This is a genomic window from Methanoregula formicica SMSP (genome assembly GCF_000327485.1).
GTDB lineage: Archaea > Halobacteriota > Methanomicrobia > Methanomicrobiales > Methanospirillaceae > Methanoregula > Methanoregula formicica.
This window is the reverse complement of sequence record NC_019943.1, coordinates 619,837-639,207: the sequence shown is the minus strand read 5'-3', so window position 1 is coordinate 639,207 and position 19,371 is coordinate 619,837. Positions and strand designations below refer to the sequence as shown.

General features: G+C 56.1%; 21 protein-coding genes. 8 read left to right on the top strand and 13 right to left on the bottom strand.

Annotated elements, in window-relative coordinates:
• Positions 1 to 135 precede the first annotated feature (135 nt).
• Positions 136 to 729 carry a DUF6431 domain-containing protein gene (locus tag METFOR_RS03270; RefSeq protein WP_015284673.1) on the top strand — a complete coding sequence of 198 codons (594 nt, stop codon included), beginning with the start codon at positions 136 to 138 and terminating at the stop codon, positions 727 to 729.
• Positions 730 to 887: 158 nt separating this feature from the next.
• Here the strand turns inward: METFOR_RS03270 and METFOR_RS03265 are convergent, their stop codons facing one another.
• Both METFOR_RS03265 and fdhF read right to left on the bottom strand, forming a co-directional pair.
• Positions 888 to 2,039: a Coenzyme F420 hydrogenase/dehydrogenase, beta subunit C-terminal domain gene (locus tag METFOR_RS03265; protein ID WP_015284672.1), complete on the bottom strand. Its 1,152-nt coding sequence runs from the start codon at positions 2,037 to 2,039 to the stop codon at positions 888 to 890.
• Positions 2,040 to 4,109 carry a formate dehydrogenase subunit alpha gene (fdhF, locus tag METFOR_RS03260; RefSeq protein ID WP_015284671.1) on the bottom strand — a complete coding sequence of 690 codons (2,070 nt, stop codon included), beginning with the start codon at positions 4,107 to 4,109 and terminating at the stop codon, positions 2,040 to 2,042.
• A gap of 269 nt (positions 4,110 to 4,378) precedes the next feature.
• On the opposite strand from fdhF, the gene METFOR_RS03255 reads away from it, so the two are divergent.
• Both METFOR_RS03255 and METFOR_RS03250 read left to right on the top strand, forming a co-directional pair.
• On the top strand, positions 4,379 to 4,981 hold the full coding sequence (locus METFOR_RS03255; RefSeq protein ID WP_015284670.1) for a hypothetical protein: 603 nt from the start codon (positions 4,379 to 4,381) through the stop codon (positions 4,979 to 4,981).
• Between the two features lie 98 nt (positions 4,982 to 5,079).
• Positions 5,080 to 5,715: an FmdE family protein gene (locus tag METFOR_RS03250; protein ID WP_015284669.1), complete on the top strand. Its 636-nt coding sequence runs from the start codon at positions 5,080 to 5,082 to the stop codon at positions 5,713 to 5,715.
• 54 nt (positions 5,716 to 5,769) lie between these two features.
• On the opposite strand, the gene METFOR_RS03245 is transcribed toward METFOR_RS03250, so the two are convergent.
• Positions 5,770 to 6,183: a hypothetical protein gene (locus tag METFOR_RS03245; RefSeq protein WP_048110784.1), complete on the bottom strand. Its 414-nt coding sequence runs from the start codon at positions 6,181 to 6,183 to the stop codon at positions 5,770 to 5,772.
• 360 nt (positions 6,184 to 6,543) lie between these two features.
• Positions 6,544 to 7,353, bottom strand: coding sequence for an amino acid kinase family protein (locus METFOR_RS03240; protein ID WP_015284667.1), 810 nt, complete (start codon positions 7,351 to 7,353; stop codon positions 6,544 to 6,546).
• A gap of 131 nt (positions 7,354 to 7,484) precedes the next feature.
• Here METFOR_RS03240 and METFOR_RS03235 point away from each other — a divergent pair, with 131 nt between their 5' ends.
• The 5 genes from METFOR_RS03235 to METFOR_RS03215 all read left to right on the top strand — a co-directional run bounded on the left by METFOR_RS03235 (position 7,485) and on the right by METFOR_RS03215 (position 10,696).
• On the top strand, positions 7,485 to 7,688 hold the full coding sequence (locus METFOR_RS03235) for a hypothetical protein (RefSeq protein ID WP_048110783.1): 204 nt from the start codon (positions 7,485 to 7,487) through the stop codon (positions 7,686 to 7,688).
• A 142-nt stretch (positions 7,689 to 7,830) separates the two neighbouring features.
• Entirely contained in the window at positions 7,831 to 8,994 is a 1,164-nt protein-coding gene (locus METFOR_RS03230) for an aminotransferase class V-fold PLP-dependent enzyme (protein ID WP_015284665.1), read from the top strand.
• Positions 8,981 to 9,346: a hypothetical protein gene (locus tag METFOR_RS03225; protein ID WP_015284664.1), complete on the top strand. Its 366-nt coding sequence runs from the start codon at positions 8,981 to 8,983 to the stop codon at positions 9,344 to 9,346. Before METFOR_RS03230 ends, METFOR_RS03225 begins: the two co-directional genes overlap by 14 nt.
• A gap of 30 nt (positions 9,347 to 9,376) precedes the next feature.
• Positions 9,377 to 9,934 (top strand): class I SAM-dependent methyltransferase, encoded by a 558-nt coding sequence (locus METFOR_RS03220; RefSeq protein ID WP_158491343.1) that lies wholly within the window; start codon positions 9,377 to 9,379, stop codon positions 9,932 to 9,934.
• Positions 9,935 to 9,991: 57 nt separating this feature from the next.
• A complete protein-coding gene (locus METFOR_RS03215; protein ID WP_015284662.1) occupies positions 9,992 to 10,696 on the top strand; it encodes a DUF5714 domain-containing protein in 705 nt (234 codons plus the stop codon).
• A 173-nt stretch (positions 10,697 to 10,869) separates the two neighbouring features.
• Here the strand turns inward: METFOR_RS03215 and METFOR_RS03210 are convergent, their stop codons facing one another.
• From METFOR_RS03210 to METFOR_RS03170, 9 genes are all read right to left on the bottom strand, one after another.
• Positions 10,870 to 11,670 (bottom strand): formylmethanofuran dehydrogenase subunit C, encoded by an 801-nt coding sequence (locus METFOR_RS03210; protein WP_015284661.1) that lies wholly within the window; start codon positions 11,668 to 11,670, stop codon positions 10,870 to 10,872.
• Between the two features lie 10 nt (positions 11,671 to 11,680).
• Positions 11,681 to 13,390, bottom strand: a complete 1,710-nt coding sequence (locus METFOR_RS03205; RefSeq protein ID WP_015284660.1) for a formylmethanofuran dehydrogenase subunit A — start codon at positions 13,388 to 13,390, stop codon at positions 11,681 to 11,683.
• Positions 13,391 to 14,716 (bottom strand): formylmethanofuran dehydrogenase subunit B, encoded by a 1,326-nt coding sequence (locus tag METFOR_RS03200; protein ID WP_015284659.1) that lies wholly within the window; start codon positions 14,714 to 14,716, stop codon positions 13,391 to 13,393. It lies immediately after the preceding gene.
• A gap of 6 nt (positions 14,717 to 14,722) precedes the next feature.
• Entirely contained in the window at positions 14,723 to 15,133 is a 411-nt protein-coding gene (locus METFOR_RS03195) for a molybdopterin dinucleotide binding domain-containing protein (protein WP_015284658.1), read from the bottom strand.
• A gap of 15 nt (positions 15,134 to 15,148) precedes the next feature.
• Positions 15,149 to 15,412, bottom strand: a complete 264-nt coding sequence (locus METFOR_RS03190) for a 4Fe-4S binding protein (RefSeq protein ID WP_015284657.1) — start codon at positions 15,410 to 15,412, stop codon at positions 15,149 to 15,151.
• Positions 15,413 to 15,768: 356 nt separating this feature from the next.
• Positions 15,769 to 16,536: a transglutaminase domain-containing protein gene (locus METFOR_RS14430; RefSeq protein ID WP_052310746.1), complete on the bottom strand. Its 768-nt coding sequence runs from the start codon at positions 16,534 to 16,536 to the stop codon at positions 15,769 to 15,771.
• A gap of 126 nt (positions 16,537 to 16,662) precedes the next feature.
• On the bottom strand, positions 16,663 to 17,532 hold the full coding sequence (locus METFOR_RS03180) for a flavodoxin family protein (RefSeq protein WP_015284655.1): 870 nt from the start codon (positions 17,530 to 17,532) through the stop codon (positions 16,663 to 16,665).
• Between the two features lie 44 nt (positions 17,533 to 17,576).
• On the bottom strand, positions 17,577 to 18,233 hold the full coding sequence (locus tag METFOR_RS03175) for a class I SAM-dependent methyltransferase (protein WP_015284654.1): 657 nt from the start codon (positions 18,231 to 18,233) through the stop codon (positions 17,577 to 17,579).
• A gap of 18 nt (positions 18,234 to 18,251) precedes the next feature.
• Positions 18,252 to 19,367: an iron ABC transporter substrate-binding protein gene (locus METFOR_RS03170; protein WP_015284653.1), complete on the bottom strand. Its 1,116-nt coding sequence runs from the start codon at positions 19,365 to 19,367 to the stop codon at positions 18,252 to 18,254.
• Between the last annotated feature and the right edge of the window lie 4 nt (positions 19,368 to 19,371).

Here is a 19,371-nt window from a genome sequence, read left to right as displayed (position 1 = left end):
CTGAAATTTGGACAAAAATTGGTGAACAAAAGTGGGTTTATTATCTTATGCCGTTGAATGTATAGATAATCCAGCCCGCAATTGCCCGAATAATCCGGGCGAACCAACCGGAACACCTGGAACTGGTGCAGCTCCATGAGAAAACGCCGCATCCCTCCTATGCTCACCGACATTGTCCAGGCTGCACTGGCATCTTATGATAACGTACTGTTTGATTCCTGCGATACCTGCCCTTCCTGTGGGGGAGATCTTTCCGGGTATGATATTAAAAAGAGACAGTTTGCCGTTGTCATGGATGGGGAACAGAAGAAGGTGATCCCCGTACGGGTTAAGCGGTTCCGCTGCCGCAGCTGCAGGCAGATCCATCCTGCCGATCAACCCTTTTATCCGGATACCCGTATCGGGTCGCTTGCGGTAGATCTCTGCGTGACGCTTGGCGGGAGCATGCCGTTCTCCCGTGTCTCTTCCTGCCTGTATGAGATGGGGGTTGTTGTCGACCGCTGGAGTGTCAGGAACTATATCCGGAATAACCGGCGCACCGTTCCCGGTGTGGATATGTTCGGGTTCACGATCCCCCTCTCCATTGTCTCCCACTCTGCCTTGGCCATGGGGATACCGGCAGGGGGCAGCGTGAGTGCATCGGACCTGCTTGCCGCGTGCGGGTATCCATCGGGGAAAAATACCGGGTCTCCACCGCAGGAAGCGATGACCGGATCGCGGGAAGGATAATGGTAACCAAGAGTCAGGAAACGATCCTGCCTTTTTGGAGATGAGAGTGGGGACGGGGGATATCGATCTGATCTCCCTCATCACCACGGGTCCCCCGCTGTATCTCTGGAGATGAGTATTGATTTTCCCTCGCGGGACCGGTTTTGGAATAAAAAAATTTAGTTGGAATAAGCTGACTTTCCGAGCTTCGGCTCGAAGACCTTGTCAGCTTCCGTGCGGATCGCGTGGCTGAAGAGCGCAAGCGGGATCTCGCACGGGCAGCATTCTTCGCACTGCCCGCAGTTGATGCAGGAGTCGGAGATATGCGCAAACCGGCGCAGGTGGAACATCGGGTCGGCCGGGATGAACCCGTGGCGGACCATCATGTCAGGCTGCTTGTACTTGTCAGCACGGGTGACACAGACCGGGCAGTGCTCAATGCAGGCCAGGCACTTCATGCAGCGCCCGGTCTCCTTTGCAATGGTGTCCCAGAGAACCGGTGCGAGCGCCTCGAAGTCGTGCTTGCGCCACTTATCGCCGAGCTTGAACATAGCATTCTCGACTTTGCCACGGACCTCAATACCCTTGGGGTTTGCCGGTTCCGTGGAGAGCTTCTTGGCCTTGACGGCAGCGTCGAGAAGTTTTGCGCCCTTCTCGGAGCAGACCTCAACAAAAGTCGCGTTGCCTGCCTTGGGCCCGATGACTCCCCAGTTCCCGCAGGCAAGGTCTGCCTGACGGGGAACCTTTACTTTGCAGCGGCGGCAGTTCGACCTGCGGCCATAGCCGGCCTCTTCGAGTTCGTCCATGGAGATGCCCTTGTGGCCTCCCTCGTACTCGATGATGAACTGGCCCTTGTCGATCTCTTCCTTGGTGACGGTGTTCGGGTCAACGCCGAACATCTCCTTGATCATCTTCCGTGCAGCGACCGGGCTGACCGATCCACCGCAGTTGACACCGATCATAACGATGTTGTCGAGGTTGACAAGGTTGCGCTTCGCAAGCTCAAGGAGCCCCATCATGTCGCAGCCCTTGACAACCATCCCGATCTTCTTGCCGGACATCCTGGGTGCGTACTCCATCACCAGTTTCGACATAAGGACGGTACCGCAGTGAAGCGAACCTGCGCATTTGTCGAGTTCCTTGGGGTCGGTGACGAGAGCCGGAATTGCATCGTACAGGTCAACACCGCGTGTTACGGCAAGCACTGCATCAACGGTCTTGCTCTCAAGTGCATACTTGAGGAGCTCGGTGACCGCACCGCCACATTCCGCCTTCTTTAAGAGGCCGGCATCATTGGTCCATGCATAGAGCATATCGCCTTTCTTTGCCATTTACTTCGCCTCCGCAATCTTTTCGACCTTGACGGCACAGTGTTTCAGCTCCGGCATCTTGGAGAGCGGGTCGAGCGCGGTGTTGGTCAGGTTGTTTACCCCTTGGTTGAAGTGCATTGCCATGTACAGCACCTTCGGGGCAACGTCGTCCGATATCCGTGCCCGCGTTATGGTCTCGCCACGGCGGCTCGTTATCTTGATCTTCTCGCCTTCCTTGACACCCATCTTCTTTGCATCGATGGTGTTGATCTGGCAATAGGACTCGGGCACTTCATAGTGCAGTTGTGCGGCACGGTCGGTCTGGGTCCTGGTGTGGTAGTGGAAGATAACACGCCCGGTCATCATGGTGAACGGGTACTCTGCATCTGCGACTTCCGCGGGCTGGCGATATTCGAGGCCGAACATGGTACCCTTGCCGTCCGCAGCGGAGAATTTTCCGATGTGGAGGATCGGGGTCCCCGGGTGCTCGACGGTCGGGCAGGGCCAGTGGATAGACTCGGGTTTCTCCATCTTCTCGTAGGTTGCGCCGAACAGGTTCGGGGTGCATGCCCGCATGTCGTCCCAGACATCCTTTGCGGACTTCCAGTCAAAGCCCTTGAGCCCCATCTTCTTTGCAACCATGCCGATAATCTCCCAGTCGTACTTCGACTCGCCGGGACCATCGACGGCCTTCCGTACACGGTTGACACGGCGCTCGCCGCTCGTGAACGTGCCGTCCTTCTCGGCAAAGCAGGTGCCGGGCAGGACAACGTCTGCGTACTCGCAACTCTCGGTCCAGAAGATATCCTGGAAGACGCAGAAGTCGAGTTTCTCCAGTTGCCGCTTGACATGGTTGGAATCGGGGTAGGAGACAACAGGGTTCAGGCCAAGGAAATACATTGCCTTGATAACGCTTCCGGCATCGTTGACCTGTTCGGTCAGGGTTGAGCCGTACCAGTCGGGGAGGGAGCCTTCCTTCATGCCCCACGCCTTCTCCATCTTGGAACGGTTGTCAGCGACTGAACATGCCTGGTAGCCGGAGTAAACGTTCGGGTATGCACCCATGTCGCAGGCACCCTGCACGTTGTTCTGGCCACGGAGCGGGTTGACACCAACGCCCGGGCGTCCGACATTGCCGGTGAGCAGGGCGAGGTTGCCCATGGAACGGACATTGTCGGTACCGGTGGTCAGCTCGGTGATACCGAGACAGTAGATGATGACCGCGTTCTTTGCCCTGGCATACTGGCGGGCAAATGACTTGACCGTTTCGAGCGGGACGCCGTGGATCTCTTCGCAGTCGGCATACTTCTCAACGGTCTTCTTGAGGTCATCGAATCCTTTCGTGCGCTCATTGATGAACGCGGTGTTCTGGAGTCCCTCCTTGATGATCCAGTACATCATGGAGTTGGCAAGGGCAATGTGGGTCGACGGGTTGAACCGGATCCATTTGTCGGCAAGCCGTGCTGTTGTGCTGTACCGCGGGTCAACGACAACGATCGGGATTCCCTTCTTCTTGGCCTGCATGACGCGGCGGCCGGCGAGCGGGTGGGCCTCGACTGCGTTGGAACCCCACATGACAATGAGGTCGGAGTTCAGGACATCCTCAAACGGGTTCGTTGCTGCGCCGGAACCAAACGAGAGCGAGAGACCGGCAACGGACGGACCGTGGCAGATACGTGCACAGTTGTCGACGTTGTTGGTCTGGAAACCGACACGTGCAAATTTCTGCAGCGCATAACAGTCCTCATTGACGGTACGGCATGATGTCTGGAATCCCAGGGATTTGGGGCCGTTCTTGTCGGAAATTTCCTTGAATTTCTTAGCAATCAGGTCGATTGCCTCGGTCCAGGTAGCGTCCACGAACTTGCCGTTCTTCTTGATCTTCGGCTTTGTCAGCCGGTCAGGGCTGTGGACGTGTTCCCAGCAGGTCATTCCTTTGGGGCAAAGTTTGCCTTCATTGATCGGGCTACGTTTATACGGTTCCACCCCGACGAGCTTGCCGTCATTGACAACAAGGTTCAGACCACAGCCTACGCCGCAGTAAGGGCACGTCGTGGGTACATACTTAAGAGTACTCGTGCTATTAGCCATTATATCACCATACACACACACAGAAGCCCTGGCTAAAAGCAGCCAAAACCTCTATGCTACACACCTCTGACAGTGGTATTCGCAAAATTGGTTAAACAATTTTGCTTAATTAGGGATCTAGGTAAAAATGATATATATGCATATTGAGATATCCCTGAAAACTGGGGATTGGTTTGGGGTCAGAGGGGTATTTCTATCCAAAAAACCCAGTGTGCTGTGCATTTTTGTTGTGCAGATGGCTTGCCGCGCAAAAATGAGGGTGATTGATCATGAGACTGAGACAGGTCCCCGCAATGCTTGTCAATATCATCCACACGGCACTTGTTGCCTGCGAGGATGTCCGTTTCCATGCCGGGACAGCGTGCCCTTTTTGCGGGGGCCGCCTGTCAGGGTACGATGAACGCAGGAAACGGTTTGCCGTGCTGGTGGAGGATGAAAACCGGGTTGTGGTGAATGTCGTTGTCTGTCGTTCATACTGCCGGGTGTGCGAGCGTATCATCGATCCCCCTCAGCCATTTTATCCGGGCACGAGGATCGGGGCGCCGGTAGTCGATCTCTGCCGCACTCTGTCATCCAATATACCCTTCACCCGTGCCTCTGTATACCTAGAACGGATGGGCGTGATCGTGGACCGCTGGAGTGTCCGGCACTATTCCGGGCTGGCGCTTCCTGTTATTCCCTCGGTCGACGTTTTCGGCATGAAAATTCCTGTCTCGATTATCTCGCTTTCCACATTTGCCGGTACGTCAGCGGAGCCCGCCAGTCTCGATATGGAAGAGATCCTCATGGTCTGCAACATCGCCAGAAGTCCTCCCCCGGCGGGGTTTCCCGCCCGGGACGGGGAACGTAAGGATCCTGCCAGACGGCCCTGAACCTGCCGGTCCTCCCGCATTCGTCACAAACTACTGTATGCAGGCCCTACCGGTAAACAATCATAAAAAGTTTAACAGATGTAATTCCACAGATGTGCATGACCGGAATGCACGAAGACCCTGATTCAAGACTCAATGTCGTGATGGATATTCATCACGTCCCCCCGCGCCTGCAGGAGCAGATCCGGCAGCTCTCATCCTTCCATACGTATGCTGCCCCTGGCATCCTCATTGGTGCATTTATGGTGGACTATGCCCTGGAACTCCTTGGGATCAGTCCCGACAAAAAACTGTACGGTGTCTGCGAAACGCCAAAGTGCCTTCCCGATGCCCTTCAGGTAATGGCAAGGTGCACCACCGGCAATAACCGGCTGAAAGTGGTACCGATCGGAAAGTTTGCCATCACGCTCAACGGCCCCTCGGACAAGGAGGCGACAGATGCAGTAAGGGTGTATCTTGACCTGCAGAAGGTGAAGAAGTATCCTACCCTGGACCTATGGTATTCCAACAGCCCGGCGTTTGACAAGCACACCATGGGTGATAAGCTCCGTGACGATATCTTTCAGGCCGGCCGTAACGTCCTGTCGTTCGAGAAGGTCCGGGTTGGTGTAAAGACCAAGAAGAAGTGGAAGTCCGTGACGTGCCCGGTCTGTGGTGAGACCGTGCCCGATTACCTTGCTGTCAATGGCCGCTGTGGTACCTGCGGATCCATGAAATATTACGAGAAGATATGATGATGCGGCTTGCCCAGGTAACCCGGGCGTGGCCGCATTTTTAAAACAATGAAATCAGGCAGCGGATTTCGCTGCATCCTCTTTCCGGACCGGCTTCTTGACCCAGATCAGTTCCTTACCCTCAAAAGCAAAGGATCGCATGGTCAGGACAGGAACACCAGCCGGTACTGAAGCCATGTTCGCGTTTGCCGGGAGCAAAACGGCAAACGAGTGGCGGGCGAGTGTCCCGTCATACGACTTCACCGGAACCCGAAGCTCATCCAAGTGATCTGGGGCAAAGTCACGTGCAAAGGATACGAGGATCTTTACACACTCCCGGTGTCCGCCGTTATGCCGTTCCAGTACGGCTATTGCATCATACCCGTCTCCCGTCTCTTTCATGGTACAGTTCCAGCCATCATAGCTGGAGTAGATATTTCGGATCTCTTTTGCCACAAAGTCATGCATGATATCTGCGCTGAATCCCATAGTACTCATAGTATGTAAACGAGTCTTTCTGATAAACCCTGCTGGTTAATCAACTGAGGTTATCATATCACCTGAAGTGGGTTAAGTTAATCTTATGAAAACAGTCTATGTTCTGAAATCATGATCCTGGAGACTCTCACGGTTTGAGGTCCCACTGCACAAATGTCAAATGAAAATTATTAACAATATTGTTTTATTAATAAGAAAATTAATAAAGAGAGTGTCCGCAAAGGATAGGAACGTCAGCATCCGGATTATGCCACGATCAGGCAACTGGCGATCCGCCCGGATCCCGCATGGCGGCCACTCACGTATGACACACACTTGGCCGCCATTCCTGGGATCGTCTGGTGCTTATTCTTATTCAGCCCTTATGATCGTCCCGATATTCTTCCCGGCAATTGCCTTGCCGATATTGCCCCTCGTGTGACAGTTGATGATCCGGACTTCACGGACATGCACGGAATCCTGCAGGAGTTCGATGACCATCGGTTCGAGAACCATATCTTCGAGGTTCATACGGATCAGTTCCTTTGCCGTGATTTCTTTGATGAGTTCCGCGTCAGGATTCTTTCGTGGATCCTCAGTATATAGTCCGTCAACATTTTTTCCGATGATACAGTTCTTTGCCCCGAGTACCTCGGAAATCAAAAACGCTCCGGTATCTGTACGGTGCGGGGGGATCATGTCGGTTCGCGACGGGTGTTCATACAACCCGTACGGGGGGGTTCCGTGTGTCACCGGCAGGATTCCCAGTTTCAGGAGCATTGGGAGCTCAAGCAGGTCACCGGTGTGGATCCGGGTCCCGTTGTATTTCGAAAGGAGGATCGAGACCATGATCGCGTTCTGCTCAGAGATCTTTGCCGAGAGTTCTGCAAGAACACCGGTGGGCATGCCCAGGTCCATTCCGATATCCATGATGTGGCGCACCCTCCCGCCGCCACCGGTAACGACCAGTACCTGGTTCTTTTTTGAGAGCTTCCCGATCTCATCGCAGAGGGGGAGCATCACTTCCCGGCCGTAATCGATCGCACCATGTCCGCCGATCTTTATGACATTTATCTCCGGGGCAATGCGAATCTGTTCAGAGTCGGACCGCTTTCTCTTCATCCCTTTCCGGACCAGGGTCTCACCCTGAAGTCCGCTTGAGAGCTCAAACCGTTTTTTCATGATGACACGCTACTCTCTGTTCCGCGATAGAAAGGCATAAGTCCTTGTAAACCAGTTGATATATCAGAGCCAACATTCGTGCATTCCTCGCACCAGCGAGGTGCTGCCTGATGGTTGGCAGGAGAGTATGTATGAAGATTTATGTCCGTGAGCGCCAGAAAGTCGGCGAAGGCGTCGAATCACCCAAGTACCGGATCATCGCCGTAACCGGCGGAGAAGTCCAGATTGCGGCAACCCACTTTCGGAAATTCGAGATCGAACAGATCGCAAAGGACGTCAAGGCTGAAGTCGTGTACATGAAACCTGTTGACGATGAACACAAGAAGAAGAAATAATCCTGTTTTTCCCGGTCCTCTAGGCCTGTTTTTCTGACAGGATTAACAATCCAGGCATAACCGTCCCTTCCATTCTTTTCCCTTACTGATAGAACCGGTCTTCACGAAAGAGCAAAGACAATGAACCACCCACACTACAGCAATGGGAAACAACCCGGGCATTTCCCCGCTCATCTACCTCAACAATGCGGCAACGACATGGCCGAAACCACCAGAAGTACTGGACGAGGTTGCCCAATGCCTGAAAATCCCGTTCTTCGAGCACGGCAGATCAACGGCCGGGTCAGCAACCGATTACCCGTCGGAAACACGCTTGGTGCTGGCCGGGCTCTTCCATGCGGAAAACCCGGACCATTTCATCTTCACGCAGAATGCCACTGACTCCCTCAACCTGCTCATCCACGGGTTTGTGAAAAAACAGAAAGCGTCGTTCCACGCCATCACGACAGACCTTGAGCATAACTCCGTCCTCCGTCCGCTGAATACTCTTGCAGGTGATGGAAAACTCACGATTAGTACAGTTCCCTCAGAGGACGGATATATCCCCCTCCGGGAGATGAAAAAAGCCGTCCGTCCGGAGACCCGGCTCATCGTCATGAGCCATGGAAGCAATGTGCTCGGAACCCTGCAGGATGTCCAGCCAGTGGCCGATCTCTGTGCGGATAACGATATCTTCCTGGTTGTCGACGGAGCCCAGACTGCCGGCCAGGTCCCAATCAACCTCTCGGCAATCTCCGGCGGAGCGTTTGTCTTCACGGGCCATAAGGCCCTCTTCGGGATCCCCGGCATTGGCGGATTTTACCTTAATGATCCCGAAACGACTGCCCCGGTTCGGCAAGGGGGGACCGGTACGGACTCGCGCTCGCTCGCCCAGCCGGTAGAAATGCCGCAGAAGTTCGAGGCCGGCACGCATAACTATACCGGGATCGCCTCGCTCCTTGCCGGCATCCGGTTCATCGAACGCGAGGGTCAGGACAAAATCACGACCAAGGGCAGGAATCTCGCGACCCTTTTCCTCCAGGAGATCAAAAACGATCCCAACATCATTCTCTACACCCCGGCTCCCGACCTCCCGGTCGTCTCCTTCAACATCCGGAACCTGGACAACGACGAGGCTGGTTACATCCTTGCAAAGGCCTACAACATCATCACCCGGACCGGACTCCACTGTGCCCCGCTCGTGCACGACCGGATCGACGGGGGGAAAGGGTGCATCCGCGTCAGCTTCTCGTACCTCAACACACCGGAAGAGTGCAGGGCTGCCGGTGAGGCCGTGCGGGAGGTGGCCGAGGGTGCGAATCGTTAAATCCCTCCAGAACAAGGTCTGCACGGACGGTTCGCAGATGCGGGAATTCCTCCTCGAGTTCCCGCTTACACCGGAATTCCTCACATTCCTGAAATCGTTCGGCACGGTGAAGGAGTACCCCCACATGAAACGGCCGTACTTTTCCTTCGAGCAGGAGCATTTCATCTCCCTCAAGGGATTTGTCGGGGATTCGAGCGTGGAGGTCCGGTACCGGAAAGAGTTCTTCGACCTGACCTCGGATTACTTCCACCTGCTCCTCTTCTACGCAAAACAGGGGGAGAGCGGTGCACGGAAGATGCTGGAGATCACCGATTCGATCCGGGAGAAGATGAAGGTGCGGCTGCCCCGGTGAGGTGCTCTTTTTATGAAAACGGGAGATTCCGTGTTTGATCGGTATGCCCCGGAATATGACGCATGGTTCGATACTCACAAGGCGACCAATACTGCCCAGCTTTCACTCCTCCGCCGGGCCATCCCGGCAGGAGGCAGGGGCCTTGAAGTAGGGGTTGGCTCCGGGAGGTTTGCCGGGCCCCTTGGCATCCCTCACGGCCTCGACCCCTCCCCGGCCCTCCTTGTTATGGCCCGGCAGCGGGGTGTGGAAACCGTGCTGGGTCTCGGGGAATTCCTGCCCTATCGTGACGGTACCTGGGATACCGTGCTGATGATGACGGTCATCTGTTACTTCGAGGACTATGCCCGTTCGTTCCGGGAGGTTTTCCGGGTCCTGAAACCGGGCGGGACACTGGTCGTGGGGTTCCTGGAAAAAGACGGGGAGATTGCTACACGGGAGCTGGCAAAGGAGCCAAAAGGACGGTTCCTCCGGCATGCGAAATTCCGGTCCCTGCCGGAAGTTACCGGGGCACTGGGTGATGCCGGCTTTTCGCATACGGTGACGTGCAATCGCGGGTTTTACGTGGTGATAACAAAGAAAGAGCGATAACCTTGGCAGATCCTGAATGTTTATGCTTCCAACCCGAGTATGGGATAGTGGGAGAATATGGACCCGGAACACCAAAGCGGCTGCCTCGTCTGCGGGAAGAACCTGAAGTACCTGCCGGAGCCGGTGGCCGCCCCCTGTTTCTATTGCGGGGAGATGCATCAGACAGACGCAGTCTGCCAGGTCGGTCATTTCGTCTGCGACCGGTGCCACCGGGCCCCGGCCGATGAGATCATCGAGACATTCTGCAGAACGACACAGGAGAGTGACCCGCTCGTGATCGCGGAAACTCTCATGGATACACCCCAAGTTAAGATGCACGGGCCGGAGCACCACTTTCTCGTGCCTGCCGCCCTCCTTGCCGCGTATTACAATGTGAAGGGAGAGCCGGCCAAACGCCATAAGGTCGCGCAGGCCCGGCAGCGTGCGGCGCTTGTCATGGGCGGGTTCTGCGGCACCCATGGCGACTGCGGTGTTGCAGTCGGGACCGGGATCTTCATCTCGCTCGTAACCGGTGCAACCCCCCTCTCGCGCGAGGAGTGGAAACTGTCGAACCTGATAACGGCAGAGAGCCTCAGGGAGATTGCCCTCCATGGCGGGCCCCGGTGCTGCAAACGCAATGCGTTCCTCGCAATCATCACAGCCGTGCACTTTTGCCGGGAACACCTTGGCATAACATTTCCGCTCCACGAACCGGTGACCTGCCACTATTTTGCCAATAACCGGGAATGCCGGGTGAAGGACTGCCCGTTTTTTCCCGGGTAACTGGTTCTCATCTTCAGATGGTTGAGGAGGAGAACTGCAGGGTTTATGAAACCGGACTGGTTCATCAGAACCAAGAGGACAAGAAGAAATCCGAAGGATTTGTTCGAACCTGTCGGAAAAAATGTCAGTGAGGAAATATCTCCCCTCACGTGCGTGTGTGATTCGCTTTCGCGTTAGTTCTTCATGTAGAGGTGGCCGTAGACGGTTTCGCCCTTCCTCTTGGGGTGGCGCTCACCGAGGTCGCCGATATAATCGGTGAACTTTGCCTTGGTTCCATCAACTTCGAGCTCGACCTCACCGACTGGCTTGTAGCCGGGCATCATGACGTTGATCTTACCAAAGACATAGATGATCCCCTTGACCAGCTGGCCGCCAACACGGCGGTTCGCATTGCCCTTGAGGATGATCGTGCCACCCTCCATGTGGGTGCCGAGGTGGATATCGACATCGCCCTCAACGATCAGCGTGCCGCCGGTCATGAAGCTGGCAACGTCCGATCCGGCATTGCCCTTCACGCGGAGGACGCCACCCGACATACCTCTCCAGTCGCCACGGTAGGCAGCGCCGAGGTAGTTACCGGCATTGCCGTTGATGGTGAACTCGCCACCCGCCATTGCAAGGCCACAGAAGGAGTGGACATCGCCGTTGACGGTGAGTTTCCCGCCCTTCATCCAAGAGCCCGTGTACATGTCGCAGGCAGAGTTGACGACCATCTCGCCGGCGGTCATCTTGGCGCCGAGGTACTTCATCTTGGTGCAGTCGCCGTTAACAACGATCTTCGTGTCAGCTGCAGTTGCTCCTGCATCGCCGCTGATGGTGAAGAAATCGCCGAGGGTGAGGATCTCCTTGCCCTCAAATGCACCGAGCTTTGCAATATCAGCTGCCTTCTTGCCGGCAAATGCGTCGGGATTGACATTCTCGCATTCAAGGTAGAGTTCCGGCTGCTTTTTTACTGTGAGTGTAACCGTGTTCATCTTTTTCACCTCACGCCTTGGTAGCATCCACCGTGATGATGTGCTGGTGCGGTGCATAGCTCTCGGGGACCGGGTAGTTGGCCTCGTTCACGCTGTAGTAGCGGAGGAACTTCTCGCGGATGTCGTGCATGACGAGCTTGTTCTCGGGCACCTTTGCGTCGACCCAGAAGGTCTTCTTCTGGCCGAAGTCGACGACCTTGCCGCCATCGACACAGATCCTGCCATCCTTGAAGAGGTAGGCTGCATTGCCGAACGCCTTCTCAATCTCCGGTCCGTTCGAGGGGAACTTGTCCGGGTTGATGTTGTAGATGGCGATGTCGGCGTTCATACCGACCTTCAGGCCGCCGTAGTCCTTTGAGAGGCCGAGTGCCTTTGCCGGACCGGCGCGGGTCATCTGGGCGAATTCGTAGAGCGAGATCTCCTTGTCGAGCCCGGCAAGGTGGGTTGCACCGATGACCTTGTCGGCATTCTTGAAGGTGTTCAGGCGCTCGTCTCGGTACTTCTTGCTCATGAGCCAGGCATAGACACGCGGGTAGCGGGTGAACGGGCCGGCGTTCGGGTGGTCGGTGGTGATGAAGCAGCGCATCGGGTCCTTTGCCATGAGGGCAAGTTCAAGGCCGATACACCACTGCTTGGCGCAGACTGAGATGTTCGGGTCGTAGATGTATGGCACGACACCGGCTGCGGTCTCGAGCTCGACGTCCACATTGAACCACTTGAGGTGGTTGAGGCCGTGGAGGTGGTGCTCGAACGGGCCGTCAGCAGTCATCGTCGTGGTCTCGTCAAGGGTGACGTTCCCCGTGTCGATGGTGATGTTCTTTTGCTTGTTGACGTAGTCCATGACTTCCTTGGAGCCGGACTCAAAGTCGCCCCAGTTGGTCCCCTTGTAAGAGTGGAACTGGAGGTGGGTGGAGTGCATAACCTGCTCGCGGCCGAAGTTGTTTTTCGGCTTGACACCCTCAGCGAGTTTCAGCGTATCGATGGTGGTCTTGTAGTTGCCAGGATTCCCAAGATCGTTCTGGTGCACGTGCATGGAGTGCGGGAGACCGAGATACTCGTTTGCCTTCATCAGGCCTGTCATGATCTCTGCCGGGGTGATCTCGAAGTACGGAACCTGATCGTGGATGGTGAGACAGTTCAGTCCCCATGCCCAAGCTTCGGTGCCGCCGGGGTTGACGACCTTGATACCGTAGCCCTTGGTCTGGCGCATAACCCAGGCAATGTAGGCTGCGGTGTTCTCTACCTCGTTGTTCTTGAGGTACTCCATGACAAACCAGTTGTTGCCAAAGACCGGGAGAGCGCCCTCGTCAATGATCGGGGTGTCGTGGATCTCCTCGTGGACATGCCGGGCATAGAGTGGGGGCATGGCGGCTTCCATGGCAAACGTGAATCCCATGCGGGCGTACTCGTAGCCGGTCTTGAAGACGGTCGGGATCGACTTGCCGCCCTCTATGCGGGTGATGCCGGCCTTCTTGTGGGAGTCGAAGTGCTTATCCTCGGGGCGGTACCAGCGGCCTGCATTGACCTTGGGGCCTGCTACGTGGGCGTGGATATCCATGGCACCTGCCATGACGGTCTTGTCCTTTGCATCGATAACCTTTGCCGAGGATCCGACCTTGTCGACAATCTTGCCGTCTTTTACGGCAATGTCCTTCTTGTCGCCCTTGATGCCTTGGACCGGGTCAAAGACGTGTCCGTTCTTGATGATGTACTCAGACATTTACGCGCCTCCCTTGGCAAGGAGTTCATCAACACGCTTGTTGATCTTGGTTAAGAGTTCCTCGTCCGTGAGCATGCCCTCGGGGGGTTCGACGACCTTTCTGGTCTCAATCGGGACATTGTCCATACGATAGGCGCAGCCGCCGGTTTCGACACCAACCATCGCGACCGGAATGTGGATGTCGGAGATCTCGGTCGTGCAGTTGATGTGCGGGTCGATGGTGACGGTGGGCTTCCGTGAAGAGCTGATCATTGCATCAACCGGGAAGTGTGCACCGGGGTCGGTTGCAATGTAGAAACAGGCCTCCACCTCGTTCCTGTTAAGGAGGTCGACAGAGGTCGTCTCACCGGTCTGGTGGCGTGCCTGGTCTCTCCGCGAGACATCGACGGCATATGGGAACCCGTACTGCCAGCCGAGGACCTGACCGGACCCGGTGACGTTCCAGTGGCCCCGCATGGCCATGATCGCGAATTTCGTGTACTCGTTCATGTCGCGGGTGAGGTTGATGGCGATATCGATGTTGTGGTTCCTGCCCATGGTGTGGGTAAGTCCCATGCCAAAGAAGATGATTCCGAAGCGTGCGGTCTTGAATGATTCTGCAATCTCGTAGATCTTCTCCTTCGGGACACCGCCAACGGTGTCCGGGAGCGCTTCGCCGCGGACTGCGGTCCTGAATGCATTCAGGAGCTCGTAGTCGAATCCCTGCTGGACCTGAATGAACTTGTCGGCGCACTTTGCCGTATCCGTGTACCGGCAGTCAACGCAGTAAATCTTCCGGCCCTTGTGGCCCTTGACGGTGAAGAAACCACGGGGGAAGATCGAGTACCGGGACATGTGGCGGGGGTGGGCGTGAGCCGGGTTGCATCCCCAGAAGATAACACAGTCGGCACGGTTCTTGATCTCACCGAGTGTACAGCTCGGGACACCGACATCTTCGATGGCAATGAGGGACGACCCATGGCAGACAGTTGCGCAGTTGTCGACAATCCCCCCGCATTTCTCCGCAATCTCGTGGCCGATGCTCATGGCCTGGCAGCTCGTGGATGCCCAGCCGTACATCAGGGTCTTTCTCGACTTGACGAGCATCTTTGCGGTCCAGTCAATCGCTTCGTCGTAGGTGACTTCTTTATAGGTCCCGTCAGCCTGCCTCATGCGGGGGCGCTTGACGCGGCCCGGGAGCCTCTGGTGGTTGAACTTCTCGGCGCCGATGGCGCAGGCGTTCTTAACACCAAGGATGGTCTTGTTGTCATCGGACACGGTGATGATCAGGTCATCACACAGGGTACCGCAGAACGGGCAGATTACATCAGTTACTTCTTTTGGCATTGTCCGTCACTTCCTGATGAGGCCGCAGGCGTCCTGCAGGACCTCGATAGCACCCATGATGCGTTCGTTTGCTGCGATCTCGACATCCACCGGGAATCCCTTGAAGCACGGTTCGCCGGTTGAGAAGGTATAGGCCGGGACGATCCGGTTCGCCCAGGGTCCCATCGGGATGTGGGCAAGGCCCGGGACAAGATCTTCGCGGGTCTCAACAGCTTTTACAATAACGCTGCCAACGGAACTCGTGACTTTGACATTCGTGTTCTTCCAAAGCCCAAGCCGCTTCATGTCGTCAGGGTGCATATGCATGACCGTGCAGGCATCGAAATATTTCTGCGAGGTCTTGCCTGCTTCCATGCCAACGCCCTGCTGGATCGTCCGGCACGTGATCATGTTGAGAGTAATTTTCTTTTCTGCCATTGGGATCTCCTCTCTTCAGGCTTTGGCCGGGACTTCGGTTGATCCTTTCCCGGATAGGCTGATGACTCCCATCGGGCATGCTTCAACGCATACGCCGCATCCTGCGCAGAGTTCGGCCTTGAAATCAAGGCTCTTCGCCACACCGTCCTGTACCTGGTAGATCTTCTCCTTGGTGACAGGGTCGAGCGTAAAAAGCTCGAGTGCATTGACCGGGCACGCAACAACGCAGTTGTTGCACCCGGAGCACCGTTCCATATTTACATGAACTGCAAAAGCCATGCACATCACACACAAATTTTCACACAAATTTTATCGGGTAAAATTTGCTAATTCAGAGGTAGGAAGAAAATAGTAATTAAAGATTGTTAATTTCACAGACGGTAAAACGGAGTGAGTTAATCAACTGGAAAAAAATTTGTAAGTGGTTGACATATCCCGTCAAATTTTTCATCTTGTTGACATCCGGCGGACATTAAAATGCATATTGTTCCCGTTTGAATATCTCAGCCAATATTTTGCCGGAAGGTTTTCTTCTGCTGGACAACCGCGACCGGCACCTATGAAGGAAAATCCATCAAACGCGCAATTATCCCTCAGGAGAACCCGGGCCCGGACGCCCCGGCGCGGCAACGGGCTTACGGTGTTTCGCTCCACTCCCACGTCCCGTCGGGATAATACGCAATCCGCACACCCCGGTCAGCAAAAAACCGGCCCCCGGGATGGCGGCTCCACCAGTCAAGGTTGAGCCAGTAGTGACGGGTCCCGTCGGCACTTTCCGTGATGTGGCAGCCGACATCCGTGACATGGTAGCGCTGCCGGATATAGGCTGCGGCAGTGTCAAACCGGGCACTGCTGTCCCCGATATAGAGCTCCGGGTAGGCATGACCCCCGGTGCCGTTCTGTGCTGTCACGATCCGGGAGCTTCCCCCGACCGATTCGATCATGGCTGCGACAACGATCGCAAAGTCATCGCAGTCACCTTTCATGCCGAGCGCAATCGTACGGCTCGCGGGTGAGAAATATTCACTTCCCCGCGGATCGTCTACGTAGGTCCAGTTGCGGTAAACGTCTTCCCAGAGATCGCAGGCTTGGGCAAGGTTGAAGCTCCCCCCGTGTGAGCGGGGGATAATCGAGACGGCATAATCGCGTGTTACTGAGTTATTGACATTGATCGCGTCTCGGATTATTGCTGCACGCCACCTGATACCGGAATCACCGGGAGGATCCTTTGCGGGATCGGGTAAACCAGAGGTGTTCACAACATTCTGGTAGAGATACAGGTCCTGCACACCGGTCCGGGTCGAGGCGAAACCCGGGCCGCCCGGATCCTGCGGGCCGGAAGAGAGGCAGCCGGAACAGGCAACCAAGATAGCGAGGAAGAGGACTGCTGTGAAAGATGCCACAGGCCCCTGCCCCCGTACGGCTCCCGGTATCCCTCCTCTTTTCTCCGGCCACATGCCGGATTATCTCACGTCTTTGTGCCTATTATCCTTTGGGTTCCTCCCTTGAGATTAGCGTCAACAGCCCTGTCAGAGATACCGGCGCACGAGACCGGATACTTCCTCCCGCTTTCCCGCGATCTCACGGATATCCTTCACCGCATCCACGCTGTCGATGAGGATCTCACCGGCCGGTTCGATCCCGCAGTTTTTGAAGAATGCAGTCACCACCTTCGTGATGCAGGTGAAGTTGCCCCCTCCCTTCCGGCCGGCAACCGAGAAGAGGAGGCCGTGCTGTCCGTCCTTTCCTCCAAAAAGTGTCCGTTCCGCGTGATAGGCCTGCATCCGGTCGATGACCAGTTTGAGCCCGGCCGTCACGGTGTTGGTGTACACCGGTGAGCAGACGATGATGAGCCGGGCGCCCCGCACCGCATCGATGATCCCGTTCATATCGTCGTCGAACACGCAGGTGCCGGTGTTGTAACACTGGTAACAGCCGATGCAGCAGTGGATGTCGAGGTCATGAGGGTAGATGACCTCTGCGGTACGGCCCCTGTCCCTCGCTGCATCCGTCGCCCATCCGGCAAGGATCGCACAGTTGCCGTCCGGCCGGGGGCTGCCCTGCAGGAGGACGAGGTCGGCGGACGGTTGTTTCGCCGGCTTTGGCTCCCGCTCCCTGAATTCACGGAGAATACGGGAGGGGTCCGCTGCAAGCTCCTTCTCCCACTCACCGGCCTTCTCAAGCGCCACGGATTCAGCCGCAAGAGGCGAGAGCGGGGAGTACTCGAAGGTGTTGGTCCGGAATGATGCAAGCCGCCTCTCTCCGTCAGAGACTGCGAGAACGTAGCGGACCATGCGGGGGTAGAGGGCTGAGTAGTCCTCGCGATCGAGCGTGAGGAGGTAATCTGCTGCCCCGCTTTTGACCGGTGTTTCCCGCAGCCGTTCCCGGACCGGTTCCATGGGGGATCATATTGCGGGCTGGTTGAAATGGTTAACGATAGTGGTCACTTCAGCGGCTTCCGGAACACGATCCAGTAACCCGAATCGTCTTTATTGAGATCATAATCCCGGATACCTGCAAAGACAAGTGCTGCCCGCACCTTTGGGGGTGTGCAGTTCTGTGACCACCGGTTCCGTTTCTCCTTCCATTCCGGATCCCGGACCCGCATCTTTTCAGCGATCTCGTCCTTGAGGCGTGCATTTCCAAAACCGCCTCCAATGTACGCAATTCCCCCGGGCCTGATGACCCGCAGGCATTCGGAAAAACCCCGGGAGAGGTTTGGCCAGAAGAAAAACGACCCCCGGCTGACAACAAGGTCCATCGACCCGGTATTGAACGGGATTTCCATGACATCGCCAAAGACGGCCCGTACGCGGCGTTCAAGCCGGTATTTCCGGATATTCTCTTCCGCTATCCTGAGCATGGGCCGGGAATTATCCATTGCACAGACTTTCAGGTCCGATAAGGTTGCAAGCGCGATGGCGAGATGCCCGGGGCCGCACCCTAAGTCGAGGCACTGACCCTGCTCGATACCGGTCCTTTCAAGGATCTGGTTGGCGATGACCGGGTAAATGGGGAAGAAGATGGTCTGGGCAATCTCATTGAAATCGGCAGCGGACTCATCCGTATGCTCCTCCCGGTTCACGGTCCTGGACGCCATTCCTTCCCCATACCTGGATTAGCGGATCGACGGATCCAACAAACTGTTCACTTCGCTGTCCGAGAGATCGTAGTGATAGAACTTGCTGTAGAACTCCCTTGTCAGGGCCGGCATGTCGATATCCGTGAACTTTTCGGGATACAGAACCTTTGCCGTCCACGGGATACCGATGATCCGGTTGACACCGGGCGGCCGGTCGAACCAGGTGAACGGCGACTGCGGGACAAGGTAGATCCGGTGGTTCTTCACGGCCGGGATCACCTGCCAGAGCGTGTCGTTGGAGATGGTCTTGTAGAATCCGGGGTCACCGACAATAATGAGATCGGGGCTCCACTTCGTGACCTGTTCCATCGAGACGGTTGTCCGCCCGTTGCCCGGCGTAATGGCACAATCAGCGACATTGATCCCACCGGCGAGATCGATCAGTTCTGCATGAGGGGAGCCGATCGGATCGGTCTGGAGTCCCTTGGGGCCTTCTGCATAGTAAACCCGGACCTTCTGGTCATCAGGGATCGTCTTTACCGTGGACGTGACCTTTGAGAGGACACGGTTGTAGAATTCCGAGAGTGACGCCGCCTGCTGGTCCGCGCCAAGGAGTGACCCGAGGAATGCTATCGAGGGATCGTACTGGGTCACGTTTGCTGCATCCGTGATGCCGACCACGGATATGGTACCGAACTTCTGCTGGCGCTCATTGACGGTGCTCGTGGCATTGGGATCCCCGAGTGTCGACATGTCAATGATGATGTCGGGGTTCATGGCGATGAAAGACTCATAATTCCCGGTCTGGGTGCCGAACCATCCGCCCACAACGGTCAGGTTCCGGTACTTTGCCGGCATATACACCGAGCCGTCGGGAGCGGGGTTCGGGTTGAAGTTGACGCCGATCAGCTTGTCCGGTGCAAGGACGTAGACTTCAAGTGTTGTCGGAGGGCCGGTGGCCAGTACTCTGCTGACTGGCTGGGGCACGAAGATATTCCGCCCCATCATGTCGGTGATCATCTTCGTATTTTGTGCTACAGGAGCCGTTGCCGGTGCATGGCCGACTGAGGCCCCGCTGAGTGTTATCACGGCAATACCCGCAATAATGAGAAATGCGACGGTGATCAGGATGTACTGGTTCTTCTTATCCATGGGT